The sequence below is a fragment of the Xylophilus sp. ASV27 genome (assembly GCF_016428875.1).
Taxonomy (GTDB): Bacteria; Pseudomonadota; Gammaproteobacteria; order Burkholderiales; family Burkholderiaceae_C; genus Xylophilus.
The window spans coordinates 1-14,784 of record NZ_JAELTO010000111.1 but is presented as its reverse complement, the minus strand read 5'-3'; the positions used below and the strand labels follow the sequence as shown (position 1 = coordinate 14,784).

The 14,784-nt window shown below is 71.0% G+C and carries 13 protein-coding genes and 1 pseudogene; 8 read left to right on the top strand and 6 right to left on the bottom strand.

The genetic code is table 11. The annotated features are described in order from the left end of the window. Nucleotides 1-46 precede the first annotated feature (46 nt). Nucleotides 47-550, bottom strand: a complete 504-nt coding sequence (locus JHD63_RS18750; RefSeq protein ID WP_198972326.1) for a PhaM family polyhydroxyalkanoate granule multifunctional regulatory protein — start codon at nt 548-550, stop codon at nt 47-49. A 228-nt stretch (nt 551-778) separates the two neighbouring features. Here JHD63_RS18750 and JHD63_RS18745 point away from each other — a divergent pair, with 228 nt between their 5' ends. Next, complete coding sequence (locus tag JHD63_RS18745; protein ID WP_233168410.1) at nt 779-1,945, top strand: toxin-antitoxin system YwqK family antitoxin; 1,167 nt, start codon at nt 779-781, stop codon at nt 1,943-1,945. 302 nt (nt 1,946-2,247) lie between these two features. Here JHD63_RS18745 and JHD63_RS18740 read toward each other — a convergent pair whose 3' ends face one another. Both JHD63_RS18740 and JHD63_RS18735 read right to left on the bottom strand, forming a co-directional pair. Beyond that, entirely contained in the window at nt 2,248-3,216 is a 969-nt protein-coding gene (locus JHD63_RS18740) for a Bug family tripartite tricarboxylate transporter substrate binding protein (RefSeq protein ID WP_198972325.1), read from the bottom strand. A 58-nt stretch (nt 3,217-3,274) separates the two neighbouring features. After that, nucleotides 3,275-4,300: a fumarylacetoacetate hydrolase family protein gene (locus JHD63_RS18735; protein WP_198972324.1), complete on the bottom strand. Its 1,026-nt coding sequence runs from the start codon at nt 4,298-4,300 to the stop codon at nt 3,275-3,277. A gap of 100 nt (nt 4,301-4,400) precedes the next feature. Here JHD63_RS18735 and JHD63_RS18730 point away from each other — a divergent pair, with 100 nt between their 5' ends. The 3 genes from JHD63_RS18730 to JHD63_RS18720 all read left to right on the top strand — a co-directional run bounded on the left by JHD63_RS18730 (nt 4,401) and on the right by JHD63_RS18720 (nt 6,719). After that, entirely contained in the window at nt 4,401-5,252 is an 852-nt protein-coding gene (locus JHD63_RS18730; protein WP_198972323.1) for an IclR family transcriptional regulator, read from the top strand. A 12-nt stretch (nt 5,253-5,264) separates the two neighbouring features. Further along, entirely contained in the window at nt 5,265-6,305 is a 1,041-nt protein-coding gene (locus JHD63_RS18725) for a DUF3108 domain-containing protein (RefSeq protein ID WP_233168407.1), read from the top strand. Between the two features lie 132 nt (nt 6,306-6,437). After that, nucleotides 6,438-6,719 (top strand): BTH_I0359 family protein, encoded by a 282-nt coding sequence (locus JHD63_RS18720; protein WP_198972322.1) that lies wholly within the window; start codon nt 6,438-6,440, stop codon nt 6,717-6,719. A gap of 32 nt (nt 6,720-6,751) precedes the next feature. On the opposite strand, the gene JHD63_RS18715 is transcribed toward JHD63_RS18720, so the two are convergent. Next, nucleotides 6,752-7,867, bottom strand: a complete 1,116-nt coding sequence (locus tag JHD63_RS18715) for an AbrB family transcriptional regulator (protein ID WP_198972321.1) — start codon at nt 7,865-7,867, stop codon at nt 6,752-6,754. On the opposite strand from JHD63_RS18715, the gene JHD63_RS18710 reads away from it, so the two are divergent. Further along, nucleotides 7,866-8,666, top strand: a complete 801-nt coding sequence (locus tag JHD63_RS18710) for a ChaN family lipoprotein (RefSeq protein WP_198972320.1) — start codon at nt 7,866-7,868, stop codon at nt 8,664-8,666. The genes JHD63_RS18715 and JHD63_RS18710 overlap by 2 nt on opposite strands. A gap of 79 nt (nt 8,667-8,745) precedes the next feature. On the opposite strand, the gene JHD63_RS18705 is transcribed toward JHD63_RS18710, so the two are convergent. Continuing rightward, nucleotides 8,746-11,076 (bottom strand): sensor domain-containing protein, encoded by a 2,331-nt coding sequence (locus tag JHD63_RS18705; RefSeq protein ID WP_233168405.1) that lies wholly within the window; start codon nt 11,074-11,076, stop codon nt 8,746-8,748. Nucleotides 11,077-11,218: 142 nt separating this feature from the next. On the opposite strand from JHD63_RS18705, the gene purU reads away from it, so the two are divergent. Genes purU through JHD63_RS18690 form a run of 3 tightly spaced genes read left to right on the top strand, consistent with a single transcriptional unit; the run spans nt 11,219 to nt 14,529 of the window. Then, nucleotides 11,219-12,064, top strand: a complete 846-nt coding sequence (purU, locus tag JHD63_RS18700; protein ID WP_198972319.1) for a formyltetrahydrofolate deformylase — start codon at nt 11,219-11,221, stop codon at nt 12,062-12,064. A 2-nt stretch (nt 12,065-12,066) separates the two neighbouring features. Further along, on the top strand, nt 12,067-12,984 hold the full coding sequence (locus tag JHD63_RS18695; protein ID WP_198972318.1) for a LysR substrate-binding domain-containing protein: 918 nt from the start codon (nt 12,067-12,069) through the stop codon (nt 12,982-12,984). A gap of 42 nt (nt 12,985-13,026) precedes the next feature. Beyond that, nucleotides 13,027-14,529, top strand: coding sequence for an FAD-linked oxidase C-terminal domain-containing protein (locus tag JHD63_RS18690; protein WP_198972317.1), 1,503 nt, complete (start codon nt 13,027-13,029; stop codon nt 14,527-14,529). Between the two features lie 18 nt (nt 14,530-14,547). Here the strand turns inward: JHD63_RS18690 and JHD63_RS25060 are convergent. After that, nucleotides 14,548-14,784 (bottom strand): annotated as a pseudogene (locus tag JHD63_RS25060) (hypothetical protein); the annotation flags it as partial.

Here is a 14,784-nt window from a genome sequence, read left to right as displayed (position 1 = left end):
CCCCCCCCCCCCCCCCCCCCCCCCCCCCCCCCCCCCCCCACCTCCACTAGGTTCTCTTCGTCGGCAGCGTCAGATGTGTATAAGAGACAGCCTCCTGCGCGGGCGCGGGCGCGGGCCCGGCGGCCGGCCGCGCGGTGTACATGTCGTCGTACGGGCCGGCGGCAGAAGGCGCGCCCGCCGAAGGTGCGGGCGCGGGCGCGGTTGCGGGCGCCCCGGCATGCACGCCGAAGGCCGCGGCGAGATCGCCCACCTGCACGTTCATGCTGCGCAGGGTGGCGAGCGACATCTTCTGCACCTCCAGCGCCTGGATCGTGGCCGCCAGCGCGCGGGCGTTCTGCTCCAGCCAGAACTGCACCGTCTTGAGTTCGTTGATGCGCTTTTCCAGGTCTTCGGCCTTGAGCGTCGGCGCGATCCAGCTCGACCAGTCGGGCATGCCCGAAGCGGCGCCCGGGCGCGGCGCGGCGCCCTTGGCCGCGGACTGCACGAGCGTCTGCAGGAAGTCGAATCCAGGGACGAAATTGCCGAAACCGAACGCGTTGGAATCGCTCATGACCACTCCAGAAAGATGGGGCTGCGCGCGCCGTGCACGCGCACGGGACGTCGGCGGTCAGCTTACTCCAAGCGCTCCGTCTCGCACCACCGACAGAGGCGGTCGGGGCAAAATGTCTCGCTATGTAACGATGCCTCCCACGTCCCGGCAACCCGAGGGCCCGCTGATAAGCTCGGCCATGGTCTTGCTGCATGTTCCAGAGAGTCAGGCGCACGGGAGAAGCGGTCGATGAATCCCGGAACCGGTGTGCGCATCGGCTGTCGCGCGATGTTCATCCTGGCGGCGCTGACGGCCTCGACGGCCTGGGCCGTGCAGGACTGTGAACTCAACGGCGAGCCCGTGAACCCGGCCAACGGGCATGCCACCGAGGGCAGGAGCGGCATCCTGCGTTGCCGCGACCTCGACAGCGGCCAACTGGTGCGCGAGCAGGAACTGCAGAACGGCAGGTTCATGGGCGCGGTCCGGTACTACGCCGCCGGCAGGCTGTCGCGCGAGTACAGCGTGAACGAGCGCGGCAACATGCAGGGTCGCAGCCAGGAGTTCGCCGCCAGCGGCCAACTGGTGCGCGACGCCAGCTACGAGGACGGCCGGCAGGTCGGCCTGGCGCGCACCTACTATGCGGACGGCCAGCTCCAGCGTGCGAGTTTCTACGGCCCCGCGGGCGAGCTGGCCTACGCGGAATTCACCTCGCGCGGAGAACTGCGCGGCCTGCGCTGTGCGGACCGGCCGGTGCTGGCCCCGGTGGTGGACGACGCCAGGCTCTGCGGCTTCCCGCTGCGCACCTCGACCGTGGCCTTCATGGCGGAGAACGGCGCGGTGCACGCCCGCGCCACCTTCGTCGCCGGCAAGCGCCTGCGCTACGAGACCTTCCAGGACAACGGCCTGCCCGCGCAGCAGGAAGAGGTCACCCTGACCAGCCGCGTGGAGCGCAGCTTCGGCCCCAATGGCGCCAAGCGCCGCGAGGTGCTGTGGGCGATCAACGGCGGCAAGGCGGTGCGCGAGCGCGAGCAGGAGTTCGCCGCCAACGGCGCGCTCACCCGCGAGCGGCTGTGGACCCAGGGCGAGCTCAGCAGCGAGTCGACCTACTACCTCAACGGCCAGCCACGCAGCAAGGCACGGTACGCCATGGTCGACAACAAGCGCCTGCTGGAGACGCGCGAGTTCTACGACAACGGCGTGCTCGCAGCCGAAGGCCGCTACATCGACACCGGCCGCTACGCGCCGATGCCCACCGGCGCACACCGGCGCTACGACATGCAGGGCAGACTCAAGTCGGAGTCGGTCTACGACAGTCGCGGCCGCATCATCCGCGAGCGCGCCTGGGACGCCGATGGCAACCTGCTGCGCGACGACGAACTGTCCGAGGACAGCTCACGCAAGGTGTATACACGCTAAGGCAACGCTGAATAAGTCCGCGCGGTGGCGCGCGCCCTGGTGTGGGATGGGATGCAAGGCGCAAACCGCAGCCATAGCCGCAGCTATGGCGAGGATTTGCAACGCCGCAGACCGCCCACGGCAGGGATGCGCGACACGCGAGGGGCTTGTTCAGCGTTGCCCTAACCCCAGGCTGCGCGCTTCGCGTCTTCGCCAACCCCCTTGCAGGGAGCACATCCAGCGGCCCGGCGGAGCCGGTTCCGCGGACGTCTGCGGATGGCCTGCTCCGCGGCCTTCCACGCCTTGGCCGGCTCCCGGGCCCATCAATCCAGCTTGACTCCGGTGGCCTGGATGATCGGGCCCCAGCGCCTGGCCTCGGCCCGTGCGAAGGTGTGGAACTGCTCGGGCGTGCCGGGCATGGCCTCCATGCCGAAATCGGCCATGCGCTTCTGCACGGAGGGGCTGGCGAGCGCCTGGTTCAGCGCGGCATTGAGCCGCTGCACCACGGGCTGCGGCAGGCCTGCCGGGCCGAGGATGCCCTGGAACGCGAACACCTCCGAATCGGGCACGCCGGCCTCGGCCAGGGTCGGCAGATCCGGCAGCAGCGTGGCGCGCCGGGCCGAGCCGATGGCCAGCGCCCGCACCTTGCCCGACTGGATCACCGGCAGGCCCGCGGCCAGGTCCAGGAACATGCAGGGCACCTGCCCGCCCATGACGTCGGCCATGGCCGGCGCGGCGCCGCGGTAGGGGATGTGCGTGATGAAGGTGCCGGTGCGGCTCTTGAACATCTCCATCGCCAGGTGGTGCGGCGAGCCGTTGCCGGGCGAGGCGTAGTTGAGCTTGCCCGGGTTGGCCTTGGCATAGGCGATGAAGTCCTGCAGCGTCTTCGCCTCGAAGCCCGGCGTCACCACCAGCGCCAGCGGGAAGCGGCTGATGCCGCCGACGTAGCTGAAGCTGCCGTCCGGGTTGAAGGGCAGCTTGTGGAACAGGTGCTCGTTGTAGGCCAGCAGTGCGTTGTCGGCCGACATGATGGTCAGGCCGTCGGGCCGCGCGGTGGCGACGGCCTGCGCGCCGATGTTGGTGGAGGCGCCGGGCCGGTTGTCGATCACCAGTTGCTGGCCGAGCGTGGCGCGCATGGCCTCGGCCACGGTGCGCGCGAGCACGTCCGTGCCGCCGCCGGCCGGGTAGGGCACGATCCAGCGGATCACCGCGTCGGACGATTGCGCCCAGGCGGAAGTGGCCGCCGCGGCGGCGGTGGCGCCAAGGGCGCCCAGAACGGTTCTGCGATGCATGCGGATGTCTCCTGTGAGTTTGTCGTGAGTTTGTGTCCGTCGTGTCCGGCCCGCGGGCTCAGACGGTGGCGATGGGCGGGCCCGGCGGCGCGATCTTCTGGTCGATCGCGCCGAAGATGCTCTGGCCGGCGCGGTTCTTCATCTCGATGCGGATGGTGTCGCCGTACTTCATGAAGCCGGTCTTGGGCGCGCCGTCCTGGATGGTCTCGATGCAGCGCTTCTCGGCGATGCAGCTGTAGCCCTTGGGCCACTCCATGCGGCCGTCGCGCTCCACGCCCTTGTTGCTGACCGTGCCCGAGCCGACGATGCTGCCGGCGCGGATGTTGCGCGTCTTGCCGATGTGGGCGATGAGCTGGCCGAAGTGGAAGGTCATCTCCGGCCCGGCGTCGCACATGCCGACCTTGCGGCCGTTCCAGGTGCTCTGCAGCACCAGGTTCAGGCGGCCGTGGTCCCAGGCGTCGCCCAGTTCGTCCAGCGTCACGGCCACCGGGCCGAAGGCGGTCGCCGGCTTGCTCTGGAAGAAGCCGAAGCCCTTGGCCAGCTCGGCCGGGATCAGGTTGCGCAGGCTCACGTCGTTGGCGATCATGATCAGCCGGATGCCCTCCAGCGCCTGCTCGGGCGTGCAGCCCATGGGGATGTCGCCGGTGACCACCGCGATCTCGGCCTCGAAGTCGATGCCGAAGTCCTCCGAGGGCACCACCACGTCGTCGCAGGGGCCGATGAAGTCGTCGCTGCCGCCCTGGTACATCAGCGGGTCTTCGTAGAAGCTCTGCGGCACCTCGGCGTTGCGCGCCTTGCGCACCAACTCCACATGGTTGAGGTAGGCCGAGCCGTCGGCCCACTGGTAGGCGCGCGGCAGCGGCGCCATGCACTGGGCCGGGTCGAACGGGAAGGCATGGCGCGCGCGGCCGGCGTTCAGCTCGTCGTAGAGGTCCTGCAACTGCGAGGACAGGAAGCTCCAGTCGTCCAGCACCTGCTGCAGGCGGGTGGCGATGCCGGTCGCATAATGGGCCGTAGCCAGATCGCGGGAGACGACGACCAGTTGGCCGTCGCGCGAGCCGTCCTTGTAGGTAGCGAGTTTCATTGAGCGGAGTCCCCGTGGTGGTGGCGGTTTCGGACCAGGGTCCGATTACGTATAGTTAAACCTGTTTAACTAAAAGAAATGATCGAGGATTCTAGTGGCAATGCGGCAGGGGCTGGAAGCCCCGGGCGAACCCTTTGTGCACGGCGCTGGCGACGAGGCCGATGACGAATCCGGCAAGGCCCGCGCCGGCATCCAGTCGGTGGAAGTCGGCTTTGCGCTGCTGGAGGCGCTGGCGCGCGCGCGCGGCCCGCTGATGCTGCGCGACGCAGCCGCCGAGGCCGGCATGAGCGCGGCCAAGGCGCACCGCTACTTGGTGAGCTTCCAGCGCCTGGGCCTGGTGGCGCAGGACCTGCGCACCTCGCGCTACGACCTGGGCCCGGCGGCGCTGCGGCTGGGGCTGGCGGCGCTGTCGCGGCTGGACCCGGTGCGGCTGGCGCGCGAGCGCATCCCGGCGCTGATGGAGCGCATCGGCCACACGCTGGCGATCGCCGTCTGGGGCAACCGCGGCCCGACCATCGTGCACTGGGAGGAATCGCCGCAGTCGGTCACCGCCAACCTGCGCCTGGGCGACGTGATGCCGCTGCTGTCCTCGGCCACCGGCCGCTGCTTTGCCGCCTGGCTGCCGCCCGAGGCGATCGCGCCGCTGCTGAGGGACGAGATCGCCCACGCCCGCAAGCTCGGCCGCACCGACGTGCCGGCCACCGCCGCCGAGGCGGCGCGGCTGTTTGCCGAGGTGCGCGAACGCGGCTCGGCGCGCGTGGTGGACACGCTGCTGCCCGGCATCGTGGGCTTCTGCGCGCCGGTGTTCGATGCCGACGGCCACATCGTGCTGGGCATCGTCACGCTGGGCTCGGTCGCCACCTTCGATCCGCAGTGGGGCGGCGCGGTGGAGGCGCCGCTGCGCGCGGCGGCGCAACTGCTCTCGCACGACCTGGGCTTCCCGGGCGCCTGAAAGTCGCGCGCTATGGGCATCCCGACCCGGCCGCTGCTCATCCTCAGCGCCGCCGTGCTGCTGGCGCACCTGGCGGCGCTGCACTGGCTGCCGGCGGGGCTGCCGGACGCCCCGGCGGCGGACAGGCCGGCGCCCTTCGAGGTGCGCATGGTGCTGCCGCCGCCTCCGCCGCCCCCGGCCCCGCCGCCGCCCAAGCCACGGCCGCGCCCCGCGCCCAAGCCGGCTCCGGCAAAATCAGAGGAAAAAGTGCCTCAGGCCCAGGACTTACCTGGTCCTGATGCTATTGATCCAATAGCATCCGCGGTGATCGGCCCGAGCATGGCGCCCGCCGCTGCGGCGCCGGCGGAACCCGAGCCCCCGGCGGGGACGGCCGAGCCCCCGGCACCGCCCGCCCCCGCGCCGCCCCCCGTGGGCCTGCCCGCGCCGGCACACCTGTTCTACGACGCCGAAGGCTTTGCCAAGGGCTTCAACTGGCACGCCAAGTCGGAACTGCGCTGGCAGCAGGATGGGCAGAACTACCAGCTCTGGACCGAGGTCAGCGCCTTCCTGATCGGCTCGCGCAGCCAGACCAGCACCGGCCGGATCGGGCCGCTGGGCCTGCAGCCGCTGCGTTTTGGCGACAAGCCGCGGCGCAGCGAGCAGGCCGCCCATTTCGACTACGAGCAAGGGCGCGTGGTGTTCAGCTCCAACGCGCCCGAGGTGGCGCTGGCCCCGGGCGCGCAGGACCGGCTGAGCGTGTTCCTGCAACTGGGCGCGCTGCTGGCCGGCGATCCGGCGCGCTACCCCGAGGGCGCGGCCATCAGCGTGCAGACCGTGGGCACCCGCGACGCGGAGAACTGGCTGTTCACCGTCGCCCATCACGAGGAACTGGCGCTGCCCGTGGGCGCGCTCGCCACCGTGCGGCTGGACCGCGCGCCGCGCAAGGACTACGACACGCGGGTGGAGGTCTGGTATGCGCCGGCGCTGGGCTTCTTGCCGGTGCGCATCCGCATCACCCAGCAGAACGGCGACTATGTGGACCAGAAATTGCGCAGCATGGGAAACATTCCGTAGTCCGAACCCGCGCCTGCCGCGTTGTAATCCTACAAAGCGCCCAAAAAAGAGCTTTCCGCCTTGAGCGCTACACTTGAAACTGGCACCAAGGTTGCTATCTACCAGCAATCTCCGATAGAAAGGGACGCCATCATGCAAATGCTCTATGACTCCGAATCCTTCGTCGTGGTCCACATGGTGCCCGACGCGGGCGACGATGATGCGGCGGTCTCCGACGTGCCCCAACTGGCCCGCCATGGTTTCGAGATCGTGGACAAGCGCTCCGGCAAGGAGGTGTACCTGGACGGCTCCTGGGCCGAGATGTTCCAGCAGATCATCCTCGACTGGCAGCGCAACACGCCCACCCAGGAAGAAGTCGAAGACACGCTCGACAGCTATGCCGGCCTGGCCCAGAACCCGGTGCTGGTGCATTAGTCGCCCTCACCGTCTGCCCCGCAACGCCACGGTCACGCCGTGGCGTTGTGCTTTGCGGGGCCGAAGAAGCGACGGTAGGCCGGCTCCACCAGCAGCAGCACGGCGATCAGCCGGCACACCTGGAACGCGGTCACCACCGGCACGCCGAGCTGCAGGACCTTGGCGGTGATGGACATCTCGGTGATGCCGCCCGGCGCGGTGCCGAGGACCATGGTGGCCCAGTGCAGGCCGGTGCCCCGCGCCAGCAGCACGGCGAACCCGCCCGACAGCGCCAGCAGCGCCAGCGTGCCGAGGGCGATGCTGCCCAGCCAGCGCGGGGCGGTATGCACGAATGCACGCGTGAAGCGCACGCCCAGGCTGACGCCGATCACCAGTTGCGCCGCGCTGGTGAGCCAGGCGGGCACGGCTGACAGCACGGTGCCGCTCATGGTGATGCCCATGGACACCAGCAGCGCGCCCAGGAACCACGGATTGGCGCCGCCGGCGCGCCGCAGCAGCAGCACGCCCGCGCCGGTCGCCACGGCCAGCACGGCCAGGCCCGGCAGGCGCACGTCGCGCACCGCCGGCGGCAGCATGTCCAGCCCGTGCAGGCCGCTCCATTGCATGGCGAAGGGCACCAGCAGCGTGACGATCACCATGCGCAGGCTGTGGCTGGCGGCGACCAGGTCGGTGCGCGCGCCGGCGCGCTCGGCCAGCAGCGTCATCTCCGAGGCCGCGCCGATCGCGCCCGAGAAGTAGGTGGTGGCGCGCAGCTCGCCCGCCCTCAGGTGCGCGAAGCGCAGCGCATGCACCCGCTGCAGCCAGGCCCCGAACAGCGTGCCCAGCGCCAGCGACCAGACGATGGCCAGCACGATCGCCCACCACATGCCCGCCACCAGCGCGGCGATGGCCGGCGTGAAGTACAGCCCCAGGGCCGTGCCGATGGTCCACTGCGCGCCGTTGCGCAAGGGCGTGGCGCTGGCCGTGGGCACGCCGGCCATGGACAGCAGCGCGGTCGCCAGCAGCGGCCCGATCATCCAGGGGATGGGCGTGCGCAGGGCGACGCACAGCAGCGCCGCGGCAAGCGCCAGCAGCAATGTCAGCAGGATCCGGACGATGGCGGGCACGGAGGCAGCAGGAAGGAAATTGGCCGCATAGTATCGGTCCATGGCCTCTTCCTTCCCTGTCCTTGCGGCGCTGCGGCGCTGCGTCCCCGCCGTGCCGGCGCTGCTGCTGGCCGGCTGCGCCGCCCTCGGCGCGCCCGCGCCGGACGTGCTGCTGATCGGTGAAACCCATGATGCGCCCGGCCAGCCCGAGCGCGTGGCGGCCGAGGTGCAGGCGCTGGCCGCGCGCGGCCGGCTGGCGGCGCTGGCGCTGGAGATGGCGCCGCAGGGCAGCACCACGGTGGCGCTGGGGCGCGATGCGGACGACGCCGCGATCCGCTCGGCGCTGGCCTGGGACGCGCGCGCCTGGCCCTGGGAGCGCTACGCCCCGGCGATCCGACTGGCGGTGCAGGCCGGCGTGCCGGTGCTCGGCGCCAACCTGCCGGCTGCGCAGTTGCGCACGGCCATGGCCGACGTCTCGCTCGACGCCCAGTTGGCGCCGGCGGCGCGACAGGCGCAGGAAGACGCGATCCGCCAGGGCCACTGCGGGCTGCTGCCCGAGCGCCAGATCCCGGCCATGACCCGGGTGCAGATCGCGCGCGACCGCAGCATGGCGCACGTGCTGGCCGAGTCGGTCCGCGCCGGGCGCACCGTGGTGCTGTGGGCGGGCTCGGGGCACGTGGACCGCGCGCTCGGCGTGCCGCAGCACCTGCCGAGCGCGCTGGCGGTGCAGAGCGTGGCGATGGTGGCCGGCGGCGCGGCGCCCGCAGCCGCGGACGGCGCGCGCTTCGACCGCATCTGGGCCACGCCCGCCATGGCGCCGGTGGACCACTGCGCGGCCTTGCGCCAGCGCAGGGCGCCATGAACCGGCGCCGGCGATCGCTCATCAATAGATAGCAAAAAGCCTAGGTACTACCTGGGCTGGAAGCCTTTTTTGTTCAAATTCATGCGCCATCGCGGGTGAGCGTGCCCCGGGCCTGCACCCGCAGCTGCCCGGCGAACTCCGCCGCCGGCACCGGGCGGCTGTGCAGGAAGCCCTGGTACATATCGCAGTGGCGCTCGCGCAGGAACTGGAGCTGCGCCGGGGTCTCCACGCCCTCGGCGATGACGCGCAGGTCCAGGCTGCGCGCCATGGCAATGATGGCCGAGCTGATCGCCATGTCGTCGGCGCTGGCCGGGATGTCGCTGATGAAGCTGCGGTCGATCTTGAGCACGTCGATCGGGAAGCGCTTGAGCTTGGCGAGCGAGGAGTAGCCGGTGCCGAAGTCGTCCACCGCGATGCGCACGCCCAGCGCGCGCAGGCGGCCGAGCGTCTCCAGCGCATCCTGCTCGCGCTCGACCAGCACGCCCTCGGTGATCTCCAGCTCCAGCCGCTCGGCCGGAAAGCCGCTGGCCTGCAGCACCTGGGTGGCCTGGCCGACCACGTCGCACAGCAGGAACTGGCGCGGCGACAGGTTGACCGCCAGCGACAGCGCCGGCAGCCCTTCGTCGAGCCAGGCCCGGCCCTGTCGGCAGGCCTCGGCCAGCACCCATGCGCCGATGACGCCGATCAGGCCGCTGGCCTCGGCGACGGGGATGAAGCGGCCGGGCGGCACCAGGCCCTTTTCCGGGTCGAGCCAGCGCAGCAGCGCCTCGGCCCCGACGATGCGGCCGCTGGCGATGTCCACCTGCGGCTGGTAGTGCAGCAGCAGCTCGCCCTGCGCCACGGCGCGGCGCAGCCGGGCCTCCAGTTCGAGCCGGCCGCGCGCGGCGGAGGTCATCTCGTCGGAGAAGTAGCGGAACACGCCGCGGCCGTCGGCCTTGGCACGGTAGAGCGCGGCATCGGCGCCCTGCAGCAGCGCCGTCGGCGTGCTGCCGTGCGCGGGGAACAGGCTGATGCCGACGCTGGCGCCCACCGCCAGCTCGACCCCCTCGCGCGAGCGCCACGGCCGCAGGCACTCCTGCATGCACAGGTGCGCCATGTGCGCGGCCTCGTCGACGCCGCCCAGCGGGCGCAGCAGCAGCACGAATTCGTCGCCGCCCAGCCGCGCCAGCAGGTCGGTGGGGCGCAGCCGCGCGGCCAGGCGCGTGGCGATCTGCAGCAGCAGCTCGTCGCCGGTGAGGTGGCCAAAGCTGTCGTTGACGTCCTTGAAACGATCCAGGTCCAGCAGCAGCACGGCCAGTTGCTCGCCGCGCTGGCCGGCCTCGGCCAGAGCCTGCTCCAGGCGCAGCATGAACATCAGCCGGTTCGGCAAGGTGGTCAGGGCGTCGTGGTGCGCCAGGTGGTCGAGCTGCGCCTGCGAGGCCTTTTGCATCGAGATGTCCGTATAGACCGCCACGTAGTGGGTGATCTCGCCGCTGTCGCCGCGTACGGCGCTCAAGGACATCAGCTCGCAGGATTCCTCTCCATTGCGCCGCCGGCTCCGCACCTCGCCGCGCCATGCACCATTCGAGTGCACCTCGTCCCACAGCCTGCCGTACCAGGCGTCATCCTGGCCTTCACAGCGCAGGAAGCGGGTGGTGCGGCCGAGCACTTCGGACTCCTCGTAGCCGAACATGCGCGTGAAGGAAGGGTTGACCGACAGGACGCGGCGCTCGGCATCGGCCACCAGCACGCCCTCGACCGTGTTCTCGAACACGGCGGCGGCCAGGCGCAGCCGCACCTGGGCGGCCCGCATCTCGGTGACGTCCCGCACCACCTTCACGAGTTGGGCGACCACGCCTTTTGCATCGCGCACCGCCGACACGTTGAGGAGCAGCGTGAGCACCCTGCCGTCGGCCGCGCGCACGCGCCGTTCGGCCTCGTAGCGGTCGAGCTGGCCGCGCAGCACCGCGTCGCGCTGCCGGTCGGCCTCGGGCATGTCCTGCGGCAGCACCAGCGCCTCCAGCCGCATGTTCAGCAGCGCTTCTTCCGGGTAGCCCAGGATCGCGCAGAGCTTGGGGTTGACCGACAGGATGTGCCCGCTGGCCGAGGCCCGCACGATGCCCACGCCGGCGTTCTGCACGACGCTGCGCAGTTCGCGCTCGGTCCGCTCGTGCGCGCGCTGCAGGGCCTGTTCGCGCCGCAGCAGCCACCAGGCCAGCAGCGCGGTCAAGCCGACATAGCCCCAGTCCTTGAGGGTGATGATCCGCAACAGCAGCGCGCGGTCGTCCACCAGCAGCGCCAGCAGCGCATCGCCGCCGAGAATCCAGACGGTTCCCAGCACCAGGTAGAGCAAGGCGCCCGACAACACGCGGCGCCGGCCAGGCGTCGCAACGGGCATGGCGGATACGGGCGTGCCTGAGGAGAGCTTCATGAAAAGGGAATGGGCAAGGGCCGGCCGCCGCAGGCGCAGTGAGCGGGAGCCGCATGCCGCGATACAGATACCATGCCGGCCGCACGCCCCGCGGACGGTGGGCCGATTGTGCACGCCCGCATGCTGCGACAATCCCGCGGCTATGAGCAACGTCTACATCCTGACCCTGTCCTGTCCAGACCGCCCGGGCATCGTGCACGCGGTTTCGGGCTTCCTGTTCGAGCGCGGCGGCAACATCGAGGACGCGGCCCAATACAACGACCGCGCCACCGATCTGTTCTTCATGCGGGTGCAGTTCAGCAGCGACCGCGAGGCCGCCGCGCTGCGCGAGGAACTGCGCGGCTTTGCCGAACCGCTGCAGATGCAGTGGGGCCTGCACCCGCAGTCCGAGCCCATGACGACCGTGCTGATGGTCAGCCGCGAGGGCCATTGCCTGAACGACCTGCTGTTCCGCTGGAAGACCGGCCTGCTGGCGCTGGACATCCGCGCCATCATCAGCAACCACCGCGACTTCTACCAGCTCGCGGCCAGCTACAACGTGCCCTTCCACCACATCCCGGTGAGCGCGGCCACCAAGCCGCAGGCCGAAGCGCGGCAGTACGAGATCATCCAGGCAGAAGGCGCCGAGCTGGTGGTGCTGGCGCGCTACATGCAGGTGCTGTCCGACGACCTGTGCCGCAAGCTCGAAGGCCGCGCCATCAACATCCACCACAGCTTCCTGCCCAGCTTCAAGGGCGCCAAGCCCTACTACCAGGCGCACGACCGCGGCGTGAAGCTGATCGGCGCCACCGCCCACTACGTGACCGCGGCCCTGGACGAAGGCCCGATCATCGAGCAGGACGTGGCCCGCGTGGACCACAGCAAGACCGTGGAAGACCTGGCCGCCATCGGCCGCGATACCGAGAGCCAGGTGCTGGCCCGCGCCGTGAAGTGGCACAGCGAGCACCGCGTGCTGCTGGACGGCCACAAGACCGTCATCTTCAAGTAGCCATGGCGGGCGAGACGGCGGGGCCGGCGGGCGGCGGACTGCGCAGGATCCCGCCGATCCAGTGCCTGCTGACCTTCGAGGCGCTGGCGCGGCTGCGCAACGTGACGCTGGCGGCCGAGGAACTGTGCGTCACGCCCAGCGCGGTCAGCCACCGCGTGCGCCAACTGGAGCAGTTGCTGGGCACGCGGCTGTTCGGCCGCGCCGACTTCTCGCTCACCACCGACGGCAGCGAATACCTGGCCCACGTGCGCGAAGGCCTGGTGGTGCTGTCGCGCTTTCCCAGCGCGCAGGCCGCCTCGGGCCGGCGCAAGCTGCGCGCGGCAGTGACGCCGACCTTCGCCCGCGCCATCCTGATCCCGCGCCTGCGCCAGTTCACCGAGGCCTACCCGGAGATCGACCTGGCGCTGCAGGTCAGCATTCCGCTGCTCGACGTGGTGGCCGAGGACGCCGACCTGATGGTGCGCTTCGGCACCGGCCGCTATGCCGACGTCGAGCACACCCTGCTCGCCGCCGACGTGGTCACGCCGCTGGCGTCGCCCGGCTACCTGCGCGGGCACGGCCCGTTCGAGGGCATCGAGGACCTGCAGCGCGCCACGCTGCTGCGCTCGCCGCTGGAGCCCTGGCGCACCTGGTTCGCCGCGCACGCGGTGGACTGGCCCGAGCCGGTGGACGGCTCCTCCTTCCACGACATCGGCCTGCTGTGCGAGGCCGCCGCGCAGGGGCTGGGCGTGGCGCTGGTGCGGCTGCAGCTCGGCGCGCCCTGGCTGGACAGCGGGCAGCTGCAGCGCATCTCCGCGCGCAACGTGCCCAGCCCGCACGGCCATTACCTGTGCTGGCGCACCGGCGCCATGGACCGCTGGGAGTGCGCGGCCTTCGCGCAGTGGCTGCAGAGGGCGTGCCTTCACACGCCGCCGCCGTAAATTTCACCCCCCCGCAGCAGGCAAGCCATGGAGAATCGCCGCATGACCTCCGCCCCCGCCGAACCGGCCGCCGCATCGCTATCAAAATCAGAGCTACAAGCCCAGATAGTACCTGGGCTACAGGCCCATTTGCCACCAGACGCGGTGCTCTGGACGGCCGAAGACACCGTGCCCTACGAATGCGACGGCCTGACCGCCTACCGCGAGCGACCGCTGGCCGTGGTGCTGCCCGAGACCGAGGCCCAGGTGCAGGCGGTGCTCAAGGCCTGCCATGCGCGCGGCATCCCGGTGGTGGCGCGCGGCGCGGGCACCGGGCTGTCGGGCGGCGCCATGCCGCATGCGCTGGGCGTCACCCTGTCGCTGGCGCGCTTCAACCGCATCCTCAAGATCGACCCGCTGGCACGCACCGCCACCGTGCAGTGCGGCGTGCGCAACCTGGCGATCAGCGAGGCCGCCGCGCCGCACGGCCTGTACTACGCGCCGGACCCGTCGAGCCAGATCGCCTGCACCATCGGCGGCAACGTGGCCGAGAACTCGGGCGGCGTGCACTGCCTGAAGTACGGGCTGACGCTGCACAACGTGCTGCGGGTGCGCGGCTTCACGGCCGCGGGCGAGCCGGTGGAGTTCGGCAGCGAGGCGCTCGACGCCGCCGGGCTGGACCTGCTGGCGGTGCTGGTCGGCAGCGAGGGCATGCTGGCCGTGGCCACCGAGGTCACGGTGCGGCTGGTGCCCAGGCCGCAGCTGGCGCGCTGCATCATGGCCAGCTTCGACGACGTGCGCCGCGCCGGCGACGCGGTGGCGGCGGTGATCGCCGCCGGCATCATCCCGGCCGGGCTGGAGATGATGGACAAGCCCATGACCGCCGCGGTCGAGGACTTCGTGCACGCCGGCTACGACCTCGCGGCCGAGGCGATCCTGCTGTGCGAATCCGACGGCACGCCGCAGGAGGTGCAGGAGGAAATCGGCCGCATGGAGGCGGTGCTGCGCGCCTGCGGCGCCACCGCCATCACGGTCAGCGCCGACGAGGCCGAGCGGCTGCGCTTCTGGAGCGGGCGCAAGAACGCCTTCCCCGCCAGCGGCCGCATCAGCCCGGACTACATGTGCATGGACTCGACCATCCCGCGCGCGCGGCTGGCCGACATCCTGCTCGCCATCCAGGGCATGGAGAAGAAGTACGGCCTGCGCTGCGCCAACGTGTTCCACGCGGGCGACGGCAACCTGCACCCGCTGATCCTGTTCGACGCCAACGACCCCGACCAGTTGCGCCGCTGCGAACTGTTCGGCGCCGACATCCTGGAGACCAGCGTCGCCATGGGCGGCACCGTCACCGGCGAGCATGGCGTGGGCGTGGAGAAGCTCAACAGCATGTGCGTGCAGTTCTCGCCCGAGGAGCGCGCGCAGATGCTGGGCGTGAAGCACGCCTTCGACGAGCGCGGCCTGCTCAATCCGGGCAAGGTCATCCCCACGCTGCAGCGCTGCGCCGAATACGGAAAGATGCTGGTGCGCGGCGGCCGCCTGGCCCACCCCGAACTGCCGAGGTTCTGATGCCGGCGGCGCTCCAGCTCATCGGCGCGCCGACCGACGTCGGCGCCAGCACCCGCGGCGCGGGCATGGGGCCGGACGCCCTGCGCGTGGCCGGCCTGGCCGAGGCGCTCGCGGCGCAGGGGCTGGCGGCTGTCTCTTATACACATCTGACGCTGCCGACGAAGAGAACCTAGTGTAGATCTCGGTGGGGGGCGGGGGAGTGGAGGGGGGGGGGGGGGGGGGGGGGGGGGGGGGGGGGGGGGGGGGGGGGGGGGG

Coding starts and splice junctions, on each gene's coding strand:
- JHD63_RS18750 (WP_198972326.1), bottom strand. CDS start 550: ATGAGCGATTCCAACGCGTTCGGTTTCGGCAATTTCGTCCCTGGATTC.
- JHD63_RS18695 (WP_198972318.1), top strand. CDS start 12,067: ATGGCGGGCGAGACGGCGGGGCCGGCGGGCGGCGGACTGCGCAGGATC.
- JHD63_RS18745 (WP_233168410.1), top strand. CDS start 779: ATGAATCCCGGAACCGGTGTGCGCATCGGCTGTCGCGCGATGTTCATC.
- JHD63_RS18720 (WP_198972322.1), top strand. CDS start 6,438: ATGCAAATGCTCTATGACTCCGAATCCTTCGTCGTGGTCCACATGGTG.
- JHD63_RS18725 (WP_233168407.1), top strand. CDS start 5,265: ATGGGCATCCCGACCCGGCCGCTGCTCATCCTCAGCGCCGCCGTGCTG.
- JHD63_RS18715 (WP_198972321.1), bottom strand. CDS start 7,867: ATGGACCGATACTATGCGGCCAATTTCCTTCCTGCTGCCTCCGTGCCC.
- JHD63_RS18710 (WP_198972320.1), top strand. CDS start 7,866: ATGGCCTCTTCCTTCCCTGTCCTTGCGGCGCTGCGGCGCTGCGTCCCC.
- JHD63_RS18735 (WP_198972324.1), bottom strand. CDS start 4,300: ATGAAACTCGCTACCTACAAGGACGGCTCGCGCGACGGCCAACTGGTC.
- JHD63_RS18730 (WP_198972323.1), top strand. CDS start 4,401: ATGCGGCAGGGGCTGGAAGCCCCGGGCGAACCCTTTGTGCACGGCGCT.
- JHD63_RS18690 (WP_198972317.1), top strand. CDS start 13,027: ATGACCTCCGCCCCCGCCGAACCGGCCGCCGCATCGCTATCAAAATCA.
- JHD63_RS18740 (WP_198972325.1), bottom strand. CDS start 3,216: ATGCATCGCAGAACCGTTCTGGGCGCCCTTGGCGCCACCGCCGCCGCG.
- JHD63_RS18705 (WP_233168405.1), bottom strand. CDS start 11,076: ATGAAGCTCTCCTCAGGCACGCCCGTATCCGCCATGCCCGTTGCGACG.
- purU (WP_198972319.1), top strand. CDS start 11,219: ATGAGCAACGTCTACATCCTGACCCTGTCCTGTCCAGACCGCCCGGGC.